Source organism: Oscillibacter sp. (assembly GCF_028693505.1).
Taxonomy (GTDB): domain Bacteria; phylum Bacillota; class Clostridia; order Oscillospirales; family Oscillospiraceae; genus Oscillibacter.
The window spans coordinates 1-17,554 of record NZ_JAQUVF010000032.1 but is presented as its reverse complement, the minus strand read 5'-3'; the positions used below and the strand labels follow the sequence as shown (position 1 = coordinate 17,554).

At 56.1% G+C, this 17,554-nt stretch carries 12 protein-coding genes; 9 read left to right on the top strand and 3 right to left on the bottom strand.

Features of this window, described 5'->3' with window-relative positions; all coding sequences use genetic code 11:
• The coding region (locus tag PHI30_RS09095; protein WP_300026858.1) for a LytTR family DNA-binding domain-containing protein at positions 1 to 540 on the top strand (540 nt) is incomplete at its 5' end.
• Positions 537 to 1,844: a sensor histidine kinase gene (locus tag PHI30_RS09090; protein WP_300026855.1), complete on the top strand. Its 1,308-nt coding sequence runs from the start codon at positions 537 to 539 to the stop codon at positions 1,842 to 1,844. The genes PHI30_RS09095 and PHI30_RS09090, both read left to right, overlap by 4 nt.
• A 121-nt stretch (positions 1,845 to 1,965) precedes the next feature.
• Here the strand turns inward: PHI30_RS09090 and PHI30_RS09085 are convergent, their stop codons facing one another.
• The 3 genes from PHI30_RS09085 to PHI30_RS09075 all read right to left on the bottom strand — a co-directional run bounded on the left by PHI30_RS09085 (position 1,966) and on the right by PHI30_RS09075 (position 9,319).
• Positions 1,966 to 5,208 carry a response regulator gene (locus PHI30_RS09085; RefSeq protein WP_300026853.1) on the bottom strand — a complete coding sequence of 1,081 codons (3,243 nt, stop codon included), beginning with the start codon at positions 5,206 to 5,208 and terminating at the stop codon, positions 1,966 to 1,968.
• A gap of 69 nt (positions 5,209 to 5,277) precedes the next feature.
• Positions 5,278 to 8,766, bottom strand: coding sequence for an EAL domain-containing protein (locus PHI30_RS09080; RefSeq protein ID WP_300026851.1), 3,489 nt, complete (start codon positions 8,764 to 8,766; stop codon positions 5,278 to 5,280).
• Positions 8,767 to 8,812: 46 nt separating this feature from the next.
• Positions 8,813 to 9,319 carry an Hpt domain-containing protein gene (locus PHI30_RS09075; protein ID WP_300026848.1) on the bottom strand — a complete coding sequence of 169 codons (507 nt, stop codon included), beginning with the start codon at positions 9,317 to 9,319 and terminating at the stop codon, positions 8,813 to 8,815.
• A 34-nt stretch (positions 9,320 to 9,353) separates the two neighbouring features.
• Here PHI30_RS09075 and PHI30_RS09070 point away from each other — a divergent pair, with 34 nt between their 5' ends.
• From PHI30_RS09070 to PHI30_RS09040, 7 genes are all read left to right on the top strand, one after another.
• A complete protein-coding gene (locus PHI30_RS09070) occupies positions 9,354 to 10,655 on the top strand; it encodes an FAD-dependent oxidoreductase (RefSeq protein ID WP_300026846.1) in 1,302 nt (433 codons plus the stop codon).
• Entirely contained in the window at positions 10,645 to 11,472 is an 828-nt protein-coding gene (locus tag PHI30_RS09065) for a tocopherol cyclase family protein (RefSeq protein WP_300026843.1), read from the top strand. Before PHI30_RS09070 ends, PHI30_RS09065 begins: the two co-directional genes overlap by 11 nt.
• Positions 11,473 to 11,615: 143 nt before the next feature.
• A complete protein-coding gene (locus PHI30_RS09060) occupies positions 11,616 to 12,290 on the top strand; it encodes a response regulator transcription factor (protein WP_300026840.1) in 675 nt (224 codons plus the stop codon).
• Positions 12,287 to 13,552: a HAMP domain-containing sensor histidine kinase gene (locus PHI30_RS09055; protein WP_300026837.1), complete on the top strand. Its 1,266-nt coding sequence runs from the start codon at positions 12,287 to 12,289 to the stop codon at positions 13,550 to 13,552. Before PHI30_RS09060 ends, PHI30_RS09055 begins: the two co-directional genes overlap by 4 nt.
• A 130-nt stretch (positions 13,553 to 13,682) precedes the next feature.
• A complete protein-coding gene (locus PHI30_RS09050) occupies positions 13,683 to 14,411 on the top strand; it encodes a polyphosphate polymerase domain-containing protein (RefSeq protein ID WP_300026834.1) in 729 nt (242 codons plus the stop codon).
• The gene (locus PHI30_RS09045; protein WP_300026831.1) at positions 14,404 to 15,093 is read left to right on the top strand and encodes a DUF4956 domain-containing protein; all 690 of its coding nucleotides are present in this window, start codon (positions 14,404 to 14,406) and stop codon (positions 15,091 to 15,093) included. The genes PHI30_RS09050 and PHI30_RS09045 overlap by 8 nt, the downstream gene beginning before the upstream one ends.
• A 44-nt stretch (positions 15,094 to 15,137) precedes the next feature.
• The gene (locus tag PHI30_RS09040) at positions 15,138 to 17,192 is read left to right on the top strand and encodes a carbohydrate-binding domain-containing protein (RefSeq protein ID WP_300026828.1); all 2,055 of its coding nucleotides are present in this window, start codon (positions 15,138 to 15,140) and stop codon (positions 17,190 to 17,192) included.
• Positions 17,193 to 17,554: the final 362 nt, after the last annotated feature.

The following is a 17,554-nucleotide window of genomic DNA, read 5'->3' as shown; positions in this document are numbered from 1 at the left end:
GTCAGCGGGATGGAGGCAGCGAGAGAGATTCGCGGCTTCGATCAGGATGCCGAGCTGGTCTTTTTGACCGCCTCGCCGGAGTTTGCGGTGGAGAGCTATCGGTACAGGGCGCAGGATTATCTTTTAAAGCCCGCCAAGCGGGAACAGCTCTTTCCCATATTGAATACGCTGCTGGCAAAGAGGAAAAAGCCGCAGGATGGTCTGAGCGTCAGAACCAAAACCGGCGTGGCGTGGATTTTGTATGAGCGTCTTGCCTATGTGGAGGTCGTGAACAAGTGGGTGTATTTCCACCTGTCCGACGGCAGCGTGCGGGAAGCGGTCTCCCCCCTTTCAGCGTTTGAGGAGGATTTGTTGTCCCGCCCCGAATTTGTGCGGACCCACCGGGCTTATGTGGTGAATCTCCTGCAGGTGGCCGAGCTGGACGCAAGCGGATTGACGACGCTTTCGGGAAAAAAAGTGCCGATATCCCGGCAGAACTACGCCGGGGTGCGGGAGGCTTACATCGAGCAGCTGTTTGAAAATAGGAGGAGATTGAAATGATTTCGATGCTTCCCGTTTTTATCCTCCCGGCCTACGCTTTCGCTTTCATGTGGATTTTGCTGGACGTCCGGCTTAGGGAAATTCCCCGGAAGCGGCTGAACGCCGCACTGGCGTTTTTGCTGGCGGTCCTCCTCTGCAATGTGGCTTTTTTCGTCACGCAGGGCCGCCCGCTGTACGCCAAATTCTACTTTTTCCTCATCCATATTCCCCTCATGATCGTTTTCAGCATTCTTTCGCGCTACCGGGGCTGGCGGGTGATTTTTGTCTTTTTGACGGCGTTCATTTCCTGCTCCTTTCCGGTGATTGTGGAGGGGTTTATCCGCCTTTATCGCCCCACCGGATTTTGGGATGATCTGATCGTCTACACGGTGGCCTGCGCCCTGATGCTGGTGCTGGCGAAAAAACTGTTTGGCAGCGCGTTTTTCTATATGCTGGAATATGGGGAAAAGCGGTATTTTGCAAAATTTTGCGTCATTCCACTCTTTTATTTTCTCAGTACATTTTTGATGAGCGGACGTACCTTTCAAATTACATCTGCGCCCATTAATTTGGGAATCAAACAGCTTCCCTTTCTCTTCACGATCTTCACCTACTATCTGTTGCTCTACATCTTTAAAAACACCCGTGAAAAGTTGGTGCTGCAAAACGAGCAGGCGCTTACCACCGCAAGGCTTTCGGCGGCGGAGCAGCGGATGGTGGAGTTAAAGTCTGCCCAGCAGCAGGCCGCGGTCTACCGCCACGATATGCGCCATCACCTCTCCCTGCTTGACAGCTTCGCCCAGCAGGGCGCACTTGACAAAATTACGGAATATCTCTCTCAGGCCCAGCAGGAGCTGACCGCGATCACCCCCATGCGTTTTTGCGAGAATGAAACCGTTAATCTGATTCTTTCCTCCTTCCAGAAGCAGGCGGAAAAGCAAAACGCCGCGCTCTCCGTCAAGGCAGAGCTGCCCCAAGTGCTGCGTCTCCCGGATACGGAGCTTTGCTCGGTGCTGTCCAGCGGATTGGAAAACGCCCTCCACGCTGTGGATACGGTGGAGGATCAATCCTTGCGGCGGGTCTTTGTGGATTGCCGTGTGGCGCGAAATATGTTGCTGCTGGAGATTGAAAACGCCTACACAGGCACTTTGCAAATGAAAGACGAGCTGCCGGTCTCGACGGAAACCGGTCATGGGTACGGCTGTCGGAGTATGCGGTCCATTGCGGAAAAGCGAAACGGCTTTTGTACCTTTAAGACCGAGGGCGGCGTGTTCACGCTGCGTCTGGTGCTGCCGCTGGAGAAGGAACCGGCGGTGGACGGATAGGTCCCGCTGCATTCTTGGATTTGCCCCGCAATATTGGAGTCGTCCCGCACAGCGGCGGGCGCAGAAAGCTCCCCGGTAACGGATACCGGGGAGCTTTTTTGCGCTGTTTTTTTGCAGCACCTCATCCGTTGATTGCCCGATCCACCACATGATAAAGCAGGTTTACATCAATGGGTTTGGCGATGTGGCCGTTCATGCCTGCGGAAATCGCCCGGCTCACGTCCTCCGTGAACGCGTTGGCGGTCATGGCGTAGATGCGCATTGTTTTTGCCTCGGGATGCGACGACTGGCGGATCGCTTGCGTTGCCTCATATCCATCCATATTGGGCATCTGCACGTCCATCAATATCAGATCGTAGGTCACGGCAGGCGCGGCGGTAAACATCTCGCAGGCGATTTTTCCATCCGCCGCGTGATCCACCTGCAAATTCACAAGCTGCAAAAGATCGACGGCGATCTCCGTGTTGAGCTCGTTGTCCTCCGCCAGCAGGACGCGGTGCCCGCTGAAATCAAACTGCTGGGGCTGCGGCGCGGTGTCTGTGATGACGCCGCCGGTAATTTGCACCAGAGCATTGTAAATTGTGGATTGGAACAGGGGCTTTGCGATAAACATATCCGCGCCGGCGGCTTTTGCCTGCTCGGAAACCTCGCTCAAATCATAGGCGGAAACAATGATGATCATGGTCCCCTTGCCAAATTGCTTCCGGATTTTTTGGGTCAGTTCAATGCCGTCCATTCCCGGCATCTTCCAATCAATGAAGCAAATGTCGTAGCCCGTTCCCCGCTCATACTGCCGGGTGATCATTTCCGCGGCCTGCGGGGCAGAGTCCGCCATATCATAGGCAATGCCGATTCGTTCCATCACCACGGCGGTATACAACCGGGCATCCATATCATCGTCAACGATCAGCGCCCTCATGTGCAGGATCTTCTCGGGATCAATAACGCTCTTGTGTCCGGTGACGGTGAAGGGAATATCCACCGTAAAGGTTGTGCCGACGCCCACGGTGCTTTCCACGCGGATGGCGCCATGCATCATCTCCACCAGGTTCTTGGCGATGGACAGTCCCAGCCCGCTGCCGCCGTATTTTTTGGCTGTATCGGCGCTTTCCTGTTCAAAGGGCTTGAAGAGTCTTTGCTGCATTTCCTCCGACATGCCGCACCCAGTGTCCGAGACCTTAAACCGCATGAACACTTTGCCCTTTGCCTGATTCGTCTGGGTGACGGAGACCTCCAGCCGACCTCCGCTTTCCGTAAATTTATAGGCATTGGAAATGAGATTCATCAAAATCTGATTGATCCGCAGCGCGTCGCCAATCACCATTTCATCGGTAATATCCGTCACCAGCACAAACTGAATGCCTTTTGCCCTGCACTGGGTATAGTAGACGGTGGTCAGCTCGCTCAAAAGGTGCTTGAGATCGAACTCCGTGGCGGAAAGCTTCAGTTTATCACTTTCAATGGCGGACATATCCAAAACGTCGTTGATGATATTCAGCAGCACTTTGGACGCCGTCTGGATCTTCGCAAGGTACTCCGCCATTTTGGGAGATTTGCTCGCATCCTTCTCCGCAAGCGTTGCAAGGCCCACAATGGCGTTCATAGGCGTTCTGATCTCATGGCTCATCCGGGTGAGAAACTGCCCCTTGGCGACATTGGCCTGCTCCGCCTGATTGACCGCGTCCGCCAGCTCCATATTTTTTACCCGCATGTCCCGCAGGTGTCTCTGCCGGTTCAGGATGGACGCCACAAGCATCAGCAGGATACAAGCGGACAAAGCGCCCAGCACCACGATGGGCAGGCGAAATTTATAGGTGAAATCACCAAGGGAAAGCTCCTGCTTCTGGGCGATCGTATTGGTAATGATGATGTGGTTGATATCATCTTCCGTCACCGCCCGAATGGCCTTGTTCAGCACGCTCATGAGGAGCGGACTGGCCGTAAGGTCCGCCTTTTCGCCGCCTTCCTTGCTATAATCCACAGGGGAAAGGCAGAGCTTTTCGCCAAGAAAAATGCTTGGAAGAATGCGCAAATCCTCGTATTGCGGGCGGTTGAGGTTCCGCTCCAAAACATACTGATTATAAAGCGTGGCATCCGCCCTGCCGCCGGTAACGGCCTGAAGGCACTCCTCCAAAGAGGAATACGCAACGGCTTCGGCGTTGGGAAACGCTTCCGCAATGACATAGGGCAGCGTTCCGCTTCCGCCCACATAGGCGATTTTCAGCGCGGAGGAATTGTCCACATACTGTCCCTGACGCACGGCTAAACTTTTTTTCGTAGAGAAAAAGGCATCGCTCAAAACGAGGTCCGCAATGTTTTCATTGAAATGATTGACCTCGATGCCGCCGATGAGGTCCACCCCGTTATCCCGGAAATACTGATAATCGTAAGCGCTGCCCCTGCCCGGCAGCTCAAAAAATGTAAAGTGCAGACCGCTGACGCGTGCCACCTCTTCTAGAATCTCGACGTCAATTCCGGCAAATTTCCCATTGCCGTCCACATATGCCATGGGTTTTGTGGCCGTATTGATGGCGACCTTCAGCGGCGGGCATTGGTCAATGAAATCGCGCTCTGCGCGGGTGAAATGGACGTCGTTGTTGATGCCCGCCGCGCCATAGTACTTTTCATACAGCTGCGCTTCGTAATCATACTGATTGCCGCTGATGAGGTTCATGGCATAATCAATGTCGTCCATAAAGTCGTTGCCCTGATAGGACATGAGGTAATAGAGGTTGCTGCTGAAATTCGCAATCAGCCGCAGGTCGTTATGAATGGACATTTGCTCCGTGGCGATGGCGTCCACTTCCCGCCTGTTCAGCGCTTCCACCATGGCGGCGTCACTGTCGTAGACGACCGCTTCATAGCTAAAGCCCATCCGCTGCGCAAAGGTGGAAAAGATGCCGCTGTTCAAGCTGTCTTTCAAAAAGCCAATCCGCTTTCCGTTAAGGTTTTCATAGTCCTCATAATACAGTGCGTCGTTATCACGCCGGGTGTAAAGGACCCCTTGGACGCGGCCGAAATTCTGCGTGGAATACTCATATTCCGCATTTCGATCCGCCGTAAGTTTGGCGGTGCACACCAGATCGATCTCGTGGTTTTTGAGCATCTCCAAGCTGTCCGCCCAGGTGCAGTACACATATTCATAGTCGAGGCCGGCATATTTGGCAATTTCATTGAGATATTCCACGCCATAGCCTTCCATTTCCCCCTTCGCATTGGGGGCCATGAAGCCCTGATATCCGATATAGCCAACCCGCACCGTTTTTGTCTCCGCCGCGGCAGCCGTGACCGGCAGCATGCAAAAGACCGCGAACACCACCAGTATCAGTGAGATTGCTTTTTTGAAGGGCATGCTTTGATTCATTGCCATTCCTCCCATAGGCATCTGCCCGTTTTTCCGCGCCGTTTTTCATTGCAGATGCCGCAGCCGCTCTTAATTTGGGCGCACCCCGGAACAGCCGCTTTCTTCCTCGTGATGCTGCTTCTTATTGGCGTACATCATGGCGTCCGCCTGCTTGAGCAGCCGCTCCACCTGATTTGTATCGGGGGCAAAGTCGGCGGTGTACGCATACCCGAAGTCGGCCTGCATCACGAGCTGCTCTTCCCTGCCGTAGAAAACCTCCTCCACACTTTGCCTGAGACGCTCCACCGCCGCAGGCATCGTGTCCTCTTCGCAGTTTGTGAACGCCACGATAAACTCGTCGCCGCCCATCCGAATGATGGAATCGCTGTCGCGGATACAGGTTTTGAGGTTTTCGGCAAGCTGCACCAGCACCTGATCGCCCACCAGATGTCCGTAAACATTGTTGACGCTTTTAAAATCATACAAGTCCAGCAGGACAAAGCCCACCTGCTTGGCAACGCTGTTTTGACCGTGGTGCAAAAACAGCAGTTCGTCCAGATACCTGCGATTATAGACCCCGGTAAGGGGGTCGCTGTAAATCATTGCGTGGGTGCGCTCCAGCATCTCGTGGATGTTGTTTTCTCCGCATTCGCACAGCCCGGCTTCCCCGGTCACGCAGCTGACCACCTCCAGCACCAGAGACTCCTCTTTCCCGTCCGGCAGGTAGATTTGGATGGGGCGGGACATCACATAGAAAATGTCGTTTTGGATCAGCTCATATTTGCTCAGCACGCACCGGCCCTGCTTGGCGCACATGCTGGAGCAATTGTCACAGCGCCGCTCCTTCCCCCAGACCTGAAAGCAGGTGTACTCTGCCTTTTGGAGGGTGCCGTCCGGATGGATGGTGATGACTGCGGTATCCGAGGGATCGACCAGGCGAACGACGTCAAATACCTCCGTGAGGAAAGAGAGCATCGTGCGGACCTCGCCGCTACTATATCCCGGCGTCAGCAGACGCTGGGCATTTTCCAGATGGATCGACTGGCGATATTCCTGCACCAGAGTGCGGAAGCGGCTGCTGTATTCCAGCACGTTGTGAACGCGCTTCTTCATCAATTCAGGGACGAACGGCTTGGTCACATAATCGTTGACGCCGTTGCGCAGCATGTTGAGCTGGGTGGTCTCCTGCACGTCCAAGGAAATCACCACCACGGGAATATTTGCCGCTGCGGGCATGGCGTTCTTTTTTGCCAAAAACTCGAAGCCGTCCATGACCGGCATGAACATGTCCAAGAGGATCAAAGCAATGCTGTCCGTGTATTTTTCCAGCTCTTCCAGACCTTCTTTGCCGTTCAATGCCGCCAGGACGTCAAATTCGTCGCAGAACATGGTTTTCAGCAGTTCCTGACTGATCTCCGAATCTTCCACCACCAGAATGCGGGATTTTTGGCCAGAGGGCGCCTTGATGGTGGAGAGAACGGAATGGACCTCGTTTTCCAGCATCCGCTCTGCCGTGACATCCGTAAAGGTGGCGCTTACCAGACTTGCGGTAGGCGTCGTCTCAATATAGCTCAGATGCAGACGATACCAGCGGCCAACGCTGTTTGGCATGAGGAACAGGCACTCACACTCCGCGCTCTTGCGGGTGGCGGCTGTCTCCTCCAGCGCCGCGCGCAGTTTGTCCAGTTCCTCCGGCTGCAGCAGCTTTTGCATATTGGTCTCCGCTTGGAAGGTCTGCATATACGCCGGATTCATGCGCAGGATATTGGCTTGCTGGTGGGCGTATTCGATATCCATGATGGCAAAGGGGACGGCAACGCTTTTGAGCAGCATCCCGATCTTGGAATCGGACGCCAGAAGGGCGTCCATATTGGCAGAGGACTCCGGGATATCCTTTGCGTCCTCAAGTTGCGCAAAGCCAGCCAAAAGCACCTCATACGCCTCCACCGGCATGGGCTTTGCAAAATAATACCCCTGCACATAGCGGCAGCCCACGCTCTCCAAAAAATCCTTCTGCTCTCTGGTCTCCACGCCCTCCACGATGACCGGCAGCCCCAGCCAATGGGCCATTTTCAAAACGGAGGCCAGAATTTTCTCGCTCTTTACATCGTTTTTTTCAACCGGAAGGAACTTCATATCCACCTTCAGGATATCCACGTCGATTTCCTTGAGCGTATTGAGGGAGGAGTAGCCGCAGCCGAAATCGTCCATCAGAATGGTAAAGCCGTTGGTGCGAAGGTTTGCAATGGTCTCCTTCATCAAATCCGGGTCGGACATATAGGCGGATTCCGTGATTTCCAGCTGTAAAAGGTCTCTTGTGATCTGGTACCGCTCGGTCAGGTCCACCAGATGCTGGACCAAATGGGGATTATACAGGCTCACTCTTGAAACGTTCACGGAGACCGGCTGGGTCGTATGGCCCAGCCGGTCCATCCATTTGCGCAGCAGCATGCAAACCTGTTCCCACATATACTGGTCCACTTCAAGGATCAGCCCGTTTTGCTCGATGACGGGAATGAATTCACCGGGAGAGATCAGGCCGCGCTGGGGGTGGCTCCAGCGGATCAGCGCCTCGGCGCCGCAGGGCTCCTTTGTCAGCAGCGAGTATTTGGGCTGCAAATACACCTGAAACTGCCGGTCCTTGATGGCTCTGTCAATTTCGCTGGAGATCTGCTGCGCCCGCATCTCCTTTTGTTCCATCTCTGCGTCATAAAATCCGCAAATCGCATTCAGATTATGCTTGCACTTTTCCGCCGCTTCCGTGGCAAAGGAGTACATTTTCTCCATATTCAGTTCGGGATTTGTGATGATGTAAATGCCGAAGGCAAACTTCAAAACGAAGTTCGGGTGCATGGTGCGGCCGTTTTCCACCGACCTTTTGCAGTGCTCTTCCAGCTCACCGGGGTGATAGGGTGTGCAAATGCAAAATACGTCCGATTCGATTCTTCCATAGACCTGCTCCCGGGTGGTATCCCGTTTGATCCCATTCGCAATTGCAATCAAAAGCGCATCGCCCGCCTCGCTGCCGAAGGAGGCGTTGAACAGCCGGAAATGGTCAATGTCCATTCTGATAAGGGCATACGTCCTCTCAGGATGCTCCAGGATCATTTTTTTGGTCTGCTTCATAAAGTGGCTGCGGTTATAAAGGCCCGTCAGCTCGTCCCGCTCCGCCAGACGGCGAATCCGATCCATCAGCTGCAGCTGGCTGCGCCCAATGACGTTATGCAGACGCAGCCGAAGGACGGACGGGTTATAGGGCTTGGTCACAAAATCCCACGCGCCCAGTTTCAGGCACCGGCTCTCCAGTTCCTCGTCGTTTTCGCCCGTCGCCACAATAATTGGGAGATTGCCGTATACGCCGTCCAGAGACAGCCGCTCCATCAGCTCAAACCCATCCATCACCGGCATACGCAGGTCCAGAATCACGGCGGCAAGATTTTGATGACACTCCTGAATTATGGACAGCGCCTCCTTGCCGTTGGCAGCCTCCACGACCAGATAATCGTCCTGAAGCAGCTTGTGCAGCAGCGTTCGGTTGACCAGGCTATCCTCCACAATTAAAACCTGCCGTAACTCCATGTCTACCTTCCTCCATGTCGGGTTTTTTTCTATTTGCGCAGAATCGTCAGGTAAGCAGCTGTTTGATTTCTGAAATTGTTTTCCGATAATCCTCTTGCAGCGCAGGCAGCATCCGGATCGCTCCGTCGATATCGGCGGCGGAGCGCAGCAGCTCCGTGATCGTCTGCATTTGCGCGTAAAGCCTGGATAAGCTCAAATTCCCCGCATTCCCTTTGAGGGAATGCGCATAGCGGAACGCATCCGCATAGCGCCGGTCCTGCATGGCGGCGCACAGAGCGTCAAAATCGGATATCACGGTAAATTTCAGCAAATATTTCCGGTAGAGGTCCTCTCGTCCGGCAAACCTCCGGAGTCCCTCGTCATATTGAATCCATTCGGTGTTTTGATATGGTTCCATCATTTCAGCTTCTTTCGCCATCGGCTTGATTCCAAGGGCGGCGTCGCCCTTGTCAGCGGACGGTATGGTCACTTTCTCACACTGCATAATTTTCCTTAATAATACTACCTTTTTTGGCAAAATACAACCAAATATCCCCATGTTATTTTTCTCCAAAGCGCAAATACTACAAAAAACGGAGGTGCAGTCAATGGCATTTTTATGGACAGCGGGCCTCACCCCGCCAAGCTTTCCAAGCCTCAGCGGAAATTTTCAAACAGACGTATTGATTATCGGCGGCGGGATGGCCGGCGTCCTGTGCGCAAAAAAGCTTCAGGATGCCGGTGTGGACACGGTTCTGGTGGAGGGAAAGACCATCGGTCACGGCATCACCAAGGGCACCACCGCCGTGCTGACCGCCCAGCACGACACGCTCTATCAAGACATGCTCCAATCCTCTGGTTCCGAAAAAGCGGGGCTTTACCTGCGGGCAAATCTGCATGCGGTCCAGCAGTTTCGCCACCTCTCCCGCGAGATCGACTGCGACTTTGAAGAAAAGCCGTCCATCATGTATTCCCTCAATGACCGGGCAAAGATGGAACGGGAGGCGAAGGTCCTGGCGACTCTGGGCTTTCAAGCGGACTTTCTTACGGAAACGCCCATGCCGTTTCCCGTGGCCGGGGCGGTTCGCTACCCCGGCATGGCGCAGTTCCATCCCCTGAAATTTCTCTACGGAATATCCCGGGGCCTGCCCATTTTTGAAAACACCTTTGTGGACAAGCTGGATGAAACAACCGCTCTGACAAAAAACGGCAGCATCCGCGCAAAAAAAATCATTGTCGCCACCCATTATCCGTTCCTCAACAGCCACGGCCTCTATTTCATGAAGCTCTACCAAAAGCGCTCCCATGTCATCGCCTTTGAAAACGCTCCGGATCTCGGCTGCACCATCGAGGACGTGGGGGAAAACGGATTTTATCTGCGCAATTACAACGATCTTCTTTTGATCGGCGGCGGCGACCACCGCACAGGCAAGCAGGGCGGCAGCTTCCGGGCTGTGCGGGAATTTGCCGCCCGGAACTTTCCCAAAGCCCGGGAGAAGTACGTCTGGGCGAATCAAGACTGCGTGAGTCTGGACGGTATTCCCTATATCGGTCCGTACAGTCCGGGACTGGAAAACGTTTATGTGGCGTCCGGCTTCAATCTCTGGGGCATGACCACCTCCATGATTGCATCGGACATTTTGACTGATGCGGTGCTGGGGCGGAAAAATCCATACGCCGAAGCCTTCGATCCCGGGCGCAGCATCCTGCGCGGGCAGCTGCTGGCCAATATGGGGACCACCCTTGCCGATTTTCTTACCCCCACGGCAAAGCGCTGCTCCCACCTTGGCTGCGCTTTAAAATGGAACAGCGCGGAGCACAGCTGGGACTGCCCCTGTCACGGCTCCCGCTTTGACGCCCACGGCAGACTGATCGACAACCCAGCCATGAGGGACAGTCATGTTGAATAAGGGCTTCGAGGGGTGGTATTTCAAGCACCAGTGCCCCGCCGACACGGTTGCTTTCATTCCCGGGAGAGCCGAGAGCGGCGCTTTTTTGCAGGTGCTCTCCAAAAGCTGCTCCCGCCGGTTTGATCTCCCGGAGATCCCGGTGGAAAACGGCGTGATTCTTGCCGGCGGCTGCACGTTTTCAAAAGCGGGCTGTCGCATTGACCTGCCCGGCATCAGCGGGGAAATCCGCTACCAAAACCTGACGGAGCTGCGCTCGGATATCATGGGGCCCTTCCGCCATTTTCCCATGCAGTGCCGCCACGGCGTCCTCAGCATGGCCCACGATCTGGACGGAATGCTGACGTTTGACGGCAGAAACATCGACTTTCGCGGCGGAACGGGCTATGCGGAAACGGATCGCGGCGTCTCCTTTCCCCGTTCCTACCTCTGGTTTCAATGCAACGATTTTCCGGAGCCCTGCTCCATCATGCTCTCCGTCGCCCATATTCCCTTTGGGCCCGCAAGCTTTACGGGCTGCATCTGCGCCATCGTGCACGGTGGGCGCGAGTATCGGCTGGCCACCTATCGCGGCGTGCGCATCCGCTCATCCGCTCCGGCGCACATTGTCCTCTCTCAGGGGAAGCTGCGTCTGGAAGCGGAGATCACGCCACTTGATACCGGGTACGCGCTCTCCTCTCCCCTGCAAGGCAAAATGACCGGCACCATCCGGGAAAGTCATCAGGCCGCCGTTCACTGCCGCCTGTGGGAGGACGGGCAGCTCTTATTTGATCTGCACAGCCGCCGCGCAAGCTTTGAGTATGTCCCCGAAAAAGGTTAGGGAAACGCCGCGCCCCGCTTTCAGCTATTTTTTAGTTTGGTAAGGTATTCTTAGAAAAAAACGAGAATTGTGAAGCGCGCGCAAGTGTGGTAAAATTTCAGACAATGAACGCGTTTCTTACCAAAAAGAGCGGAGGGGATCGTATGCGGCTGCTGCTGGCAGAGGATGAGCAAATGTTGTCGGACGCGCTGGTGGAGATTTTGACCCATCATAATTACTCCGTGGACGCGGTCTATAACGGGCAGGATGCGCTGGACTATCTGGAAAACGGAAATTATGACGGCGCGATTCTGGACATCATGATGCCGAAGCTGGATGGGCTTACGGTACTCCGCCGCCTGCGCGCGGGCGGCTCCACGATACCGATTTTGATGCTGACCGCCAAAAGCGAGATCGACGACCGGGTGACGGGGCTGGACAGCGGCGCGGACGACTACCTCACAAAGCCCTTTGCCACAAAGGAGCTGCTGGCACGCATCCGCTCCATGACCCGGCGGCAGCCGGAGCTGCAAGATACCGTGCTGCGCGTGGGCGCGCTGGCGCTGGACCGGACAGATTACGTGCTCTCCGGGCCGGGGGGCAGCATCCGCCTTTCCAACCGCGAGTTCCAGATGATGGAGATGCTGATGGGCAACTCCCGGCAGGTCATCCCCACGGAGCGCTTTTTGGAAAAGGTCTGGGGCTACGACAGCGAGGCGGAGATCAATGTGGTCTGGGTGTACATCTCGGGTCTACGCAAAAAGCTTTTAGGACTTGACGCCGGGGTGCAGATTCGCGCCGCCCGCGGCGTGGGCTATTCTCTGGAGGCGTCGGTATGATCGTACAGCTGCAAAAAAAATTTGTTCTCATCACCATGGGGTCTCTGGTGCTGGTCCTCACGGTGCTGATGGCCGTGCTGAATATTACCAACTATCTCAAGCTGGACCGCAACGCGGGCGCGGTGCTAGAGCTGCTGGTGGAAAACGGCGGCACGTTTCCGGACGACGGAAAGCACCCGCAGTGGCAGGAGGACCAGCCCCCGCCGGAGGGCGCCGTCCCGGCTGGCGTGGGCATCCGCCGCCCCGGTTTCACGGCGGAGACCCCTTATGAAACGCGCTTTTTTTCTGTGCTGCTGCAAAAAGACGGCGCGGTCTCCTATGTAAACACCGGAAAGATTGCCGCCATCACGGCGCAGGACGCCATTTCCATGGCACAGTCGCTTTGGAGCAGGGACGATCACAGGGGTTATTCCGGAAATTACAAATTCCTCTCCAGCACCTCCCAGGAGGGAACCTTGTATGTCTTTTTGGACTGCACCAGAAATCTGACATCCTTTCAAAATTTTCTCTCCATCAGCGCTTTGGTCTCGCTGGCGGGGATTTTGGCGGTATTCGTTCTGGTGATGGCCCTTTCCCGGCGGGCGATCCGTCCGGTGGCGGAAAGCTATGAAAAACAAAAGCAGTTCATCACCAACGCCGGGCACGAGATCAAAACCCCGCTGGCCATTATCGACTCCTGCACGGAGGTGCTGAAGCTGGAGCAGGGTGAGAGCAAGTGGACGAATGGGATTCGCGCACAGGTGCACCGCCTGAGCGCCCTGACGGAGAATCTGGTATCCCTTGCCCGGATGGACGAGGGCGGCGGGAGCCTTCCCATGGCGGAGTTCGACTTGTCCGCAGCCGTCTCGGAAACGCTGGAGCCTTTTGCCCTTCTGGCGAAAAATCGCGCCCTGCATCTGGAGCAGGACCTGGAGGCAAGCCTCATCCTGCGAGGAAACGAGCAGACGATCCGAGAGCTTATTTCCATTCTGGCAGACAACGCGGTGAAATATGCCCTGCCTGAGAGCACCATCCGCTTTGCCCTCTCCCGGCGGGGCCGGCACAGTACGCTCACGGCGGAAAACACGGCGGAGGGACTGCAAAAAGGCGACCAGAGTCTCCTTTTTGACCGCTTCTACCGGGGGGACGCCTCCCGCAGCAGCGAAAAGCGGGGCTACGGCATCGGCCTTTCCATGGCGCAGTCCATTGTGGCGGCGCACGGCGGCAGGATCGAGGCAAAAAGCCCTGAGGACGGGCGGCTGCTTCTGACCATCCAGCTTTAAAGGCCACAAAATAGGCAAAGTATTCGCCCGGCAGTGCGCCGGGCGAATTTTTTTCACTGCTTTGGGTTCTTTAACTTGCCTTTAGGTTCCCTTGGTAGGATAAACCCATCAAATCAAGGAGGCATCGATCATGAACAGCACCCCAACCACCTTTGAGCGCCACGAGATCAAGTATCTGGTGAGCGACCGGCAGCGCAGTCTCTTGCTGCAGGCGATGGAAGCGCGGATGCGCCCGGATCCCCACGGGGAGAGCACCATCTGCAATGTTTATTATGACACGCCGGATTTCCGGCTGATTCGCCGTTCTCTGGAAGCGCCCACCTATAAGGAAAAGCTGCGCCTGCGCAGCTACGGCCCCTGTGGAGACACGCAGGCGGTCTTTCTGGAGCTGAAGAAAAAATACAGGGGCGTGGTTTACAAGCGCCGCATCTGCCTGCCCCAGTCCGCGGCGGTGCGTTTCCTGTCCGGGCAGGCGGCGCTGCCCCAGCCAAGTCAGATCGGACGGGAAATCGCGTATTTCCTGCAATTTTACAAACCGCTTTTCCCGGCGGTCCATCTGAGCTACGACCGGACGGCGTACTTTTCCACCGAAGACCCAAATCTGCGCATCACCCTTGACCGCAACCTCTGCTGGCGGGCGGACGCCCTCTCCCTCGCCGCCCGGCCCGGCGGCGAGCAGCTCCTCGCGCCGGGGCAGTCCCTAATGGAAATTAAGGTGGGGGCGGCCATGCCCGTGTGGCTGGCAGTTCTGCTGGACCGCCTGGCGGTGCGGAAGGTCTCCTTTTCCAAGTACGGCATGGCCTACCAGTCCATGCTGCAAGCCAATCTTTTCAAAAGCGGAGGTGTTTTCTGTGCTTGATTCTGTTTTTTCAAGTCTCTACGCCACCAGCACGACCTTAACATTCCCCGCTTTTTGCCTAAGCCTTGCCGCCGCCTTGCTTTTAGGCACACTTCTCACCGCCGTATATACTTATCAAAACACCTATACCAAAGGCTTTGCCGTAACGCTTGCCATGCTGCCCGCCATCGTGGCCATTGTCATTTTGATGGTCAACGGCAGTCTGGGGGCCAGCGTAGCCGTGGCGGGGACCTTTTCTCTGGTCCGCTTCCGCTCCGTGCCGGGCACGGCCAAAGAGATTGGCGCCATTTTTCTGGCAATGGCCGTCGGCCTTGCCTGCGGCATGGGCTATCCCGCCTTCGCGGCGCTGTTTACTGTCGTCATGGCGGCGGCGGAGCTGCTTTATACCAAGCTGGGGCTTTGGGAGCAAAAAAGGAGTGCGCTGAGCCGCACGCTGCAAATCACAGTCCCTGAGGATTTGAACTATGCGGGCGCCTTTGACGATCTTTTTGAAAAATACACCACCGGCGCAACGCTCTTGAAAGTCAAGACCACCAATCTCGGCAGTTTGAATCGCCTGACCTACGACATTGCCCTCAAGCAAGTCAATACAGAAAAGGAACTGATCGACGAGCTGCGCTGCCGCAACGGAAACCTAGAAATCAGCGCCGCCCTTCCCACGCTGGGAAGCGAAGCGCTCTAAGTCCATCAAGCGGCCCGCTGTGTGCCAAAGAAAGGAACCTCCCTATGAAAAAGAAACCTCTATCGCTGCTTCTGGCGGCGCTGCTCTTACTGAGCGCCACCGCCTGCGGAAATACCTCGGCGAACAATGCCGCCGATTCCGCTGCGGCGGATACGCTTTCCACCGTCATCGCCACCCCCGATGAAATGTTTACCGACCGGGACTACGAGGTGGGCTACTCCGACTATGTAACCGTCTCCCTTGCCGACGGCGGCACAACTGCTGACGGCGACGGCGTCACGGTAAACGGCAGCACCGTCACCATCACCGCCGAAGGGACCTACCTTCTCACCGGGACCCTGAGCGACGGTCAGGTTATTGTGAATGCGGCGGATACCGCCAAAATCCAGCTTGTGCTGGAGAATGCGTCCGTCACCTGCAACGCCGGCGCGGCACTGTATATCAAATCCGCTGATAAGGTGTTTTTAACCTTGGCGGACGGATCGGCAAGCCAGCTTGTCTCCACAGGTACCTTTGCCCAAACAGACGATACCAATGTAGACGCCGCCCTGTTTGCCAAATCCGATCTCACCATGAACGGCAGCGGCGTGCTAAGCGTCACCTGCGAAAGCGGGCACGGCGTGGTCTCCAAGGACGATCTGAAGGTCATCGGCGGTACGTATTTTATCACGGCCGCAAGTCAGGGACTTTCCGGCAAGGACAGTGTGCGGATCGCTGGCGGCGATTTTACCATCATCGCCGGGAAGGACGGCATCCACGCGGAAAATACGGAGGCGGCGGATCAGGGCTTTATTTACATTGCAAACGGCATCTTCACCGTCGACGCCGAAGGAGACGGCGCGGACGCTTCCGGCGCAATGACGATTCTGGACGGCACCTTCCATCTTACCACCGGCGGCGGCAGCGCCAACGTGCGGATTAAGACGGAAAGCGGCATGAGCGACGGTTTCCGCGGCACGGGCGGCGCGCCCATAGACGCCCCCAACGCAACGCCGCCCGTGGATGCAACCGGCACGCCGCCCACAGCTGCAACGGCTACGCCGCCTTCGGACGTTCCCGGAGCCGCGACTCCGGCGCAGAGCGTGCCTGATACCACCGCAGCAGAGCTGTCAGCGACAGCCACAGAAAATAACAATACCTCCGCTGAAAATGCGGCCTCCACAAAGGGTCTGAAGGCCGGAGCGGCATTGGTTGTTACAGGCGGGGACTTTACCATTGACGCTGCGGACGACGCCATACACACCAACGGCGATCTTCTGATTTCGGGCGGCGCCTTCTCCATAACCACCGGCGACGACGGCATGCACGCCGACGGCGCACTGACCATCCGTGACGGCACCATCGCAATTACGAAGAGCTATGAAGGCATGGAAGCCGCCGTCATCACCATTGCCGGTGGAAGCATCGATCTGACTTCCTCCAACGACGGGCTGAATGCCGCCGGCGGAAACGACGGTTCCGGCAGCATGGGCGGGGATACCTTCGGCGCGGATTCTGGCGGCTCCATTCTCATCTCCGGCGGTACGCTCCATATCAGCGCCGAGGGGGACGGCATCGACTCCAACGGGGATCTCACCGTCTCCGGCGGCAGCACGTATGTCAGCGGCCCCACCAATTCCGGTAACGGTGCGCTGGACTACGCCGGTTCCGCTGCCATCACAGGCGGTGTGCTGATTGCATCCGGCGCCATGGGCATGGAGCAAAACTTTGGTTCTTCCTCTACACAGGGGTCCATTCTCTGTCAGCTAAGCGCCGTTCAGGGCGTGAGCACGACTATTACATTAAAAGACGCCGATGGCAATATTCTGGCGACCTGCACACCATCTAAAGAGTTCCAATCCGTGGTGATCAGCGCGCCGGAGGTCAAAAGCAGCGGCACTTACACGCTGACTGTGGGCAGCGAGGAGCAAACCATCGAGATGACGGACATCATTTATGGAACTGGCTCTCAAATGGGCGGCGTAGGAGGCGCAGCGCACGGTGGCATGAATGGGCAAAGACCGGATGGCACCGGCGGAACACGACCCTCCCGCCAAGACCGGAACCCCACCACTGGCGCAACGCCCCAGCAAGACTCCACAACAGCTTCCAACAGCTGAATATATGAAAAGCAGCACACCTCCGGGGTTATCTCCGGAGGTGTGCTGCTGCATAGAAAAAACAACCAGCTTGCGTTGAAAGCAACGGCGTTGCCCTGCCGTCAGAATAGCCCCCCGCACTTGCGAACGCTTACAAAGCATCCGCAGCGAACCTGAAACGGGTATCTTTATCAGAACAGCGCACCGCTTTATCTATTCAACGCATCATGAAACGTGGGGCAAAGTGCGGGGCTTTAAAATTGCAGAAAAAAAGCAAAGCGACAGTCAAAAGACTGTCGCTTTGTGTTGGCGCTACCTATCTTCCCGGGCCGTTACCAGCCAAGTATTGTGGGCAGAGACGAGCTTAACTACCGTGTTCGGAA

Excerpts from the sequence above, each read along its gene's own strand:
- PHI30_RS09090 (WP_300026855.1), top strand. The coding sequence starts at position 537 with ATGATTTCGATGCTTCCCGTTTTTATCCTCCCGGCCTACGCTTTCGCT.
- PHI30_RS09085 (WP_300026853.1), bottom strand. The coding sequence starts at position 5,208 with ATGAATCAAAGCATGCCCTTCAAAAAAGCAATCTCACTGATACTGGTG.
- PHI30_RS09080 (WP_300026851.1), bottom strand. The coding sequence starts at position 8,766 with ATGGAGTTACGGCAGGTTTTAATTGTGGAGGATAGCCTGGTCAACCGA.
- PHI30_RS09070 (WP_300026846.1), top strand. The coding sequence starts at position 9,354 with ATGGCATTTTTATGGACAGCGGGCCTCACCCCGCCAAGCTTTCCAAGC.
- PHI30_RS09065 (WP_300026843.1), top strand. The coding sequence starts at position 10,645 with ATGTTGAATAAGGGCTTCGAGGGGTGGTATTTCAAGCACCAGTGCCCC.
- PHI30_RS09060 (WP_300026840.1), top strand. The coding sequence starts at position 11,616 with ATGCGGCTGCTGCTGGCAGAGGATGAGCAAATGTTGTCGGACGCGCTG.
- PHI30_RS09055 (WP_300026837.1), top strand. The coding sequence starts at position 12,287 with ATGATCGTACAGCTGCAAAAAAAATTTGTTCTCATCACCATGGGGTCT.
- PHI30_RS09050 (WP_300026834.1), top strand. The coding sequence starts at position 13,683 with ATGAACAGCACCCCAACCACCTTTGAGCGCCACGAGATCAAGTATCTG.
- PHI30_RS09040 (WP_300026828.1), top strand. The coding sequence starts at position 15,138 with ATGAAAAAGAAACCTCTATCGCTGCTTCTGGCGGCGCTGCTCTTACTG.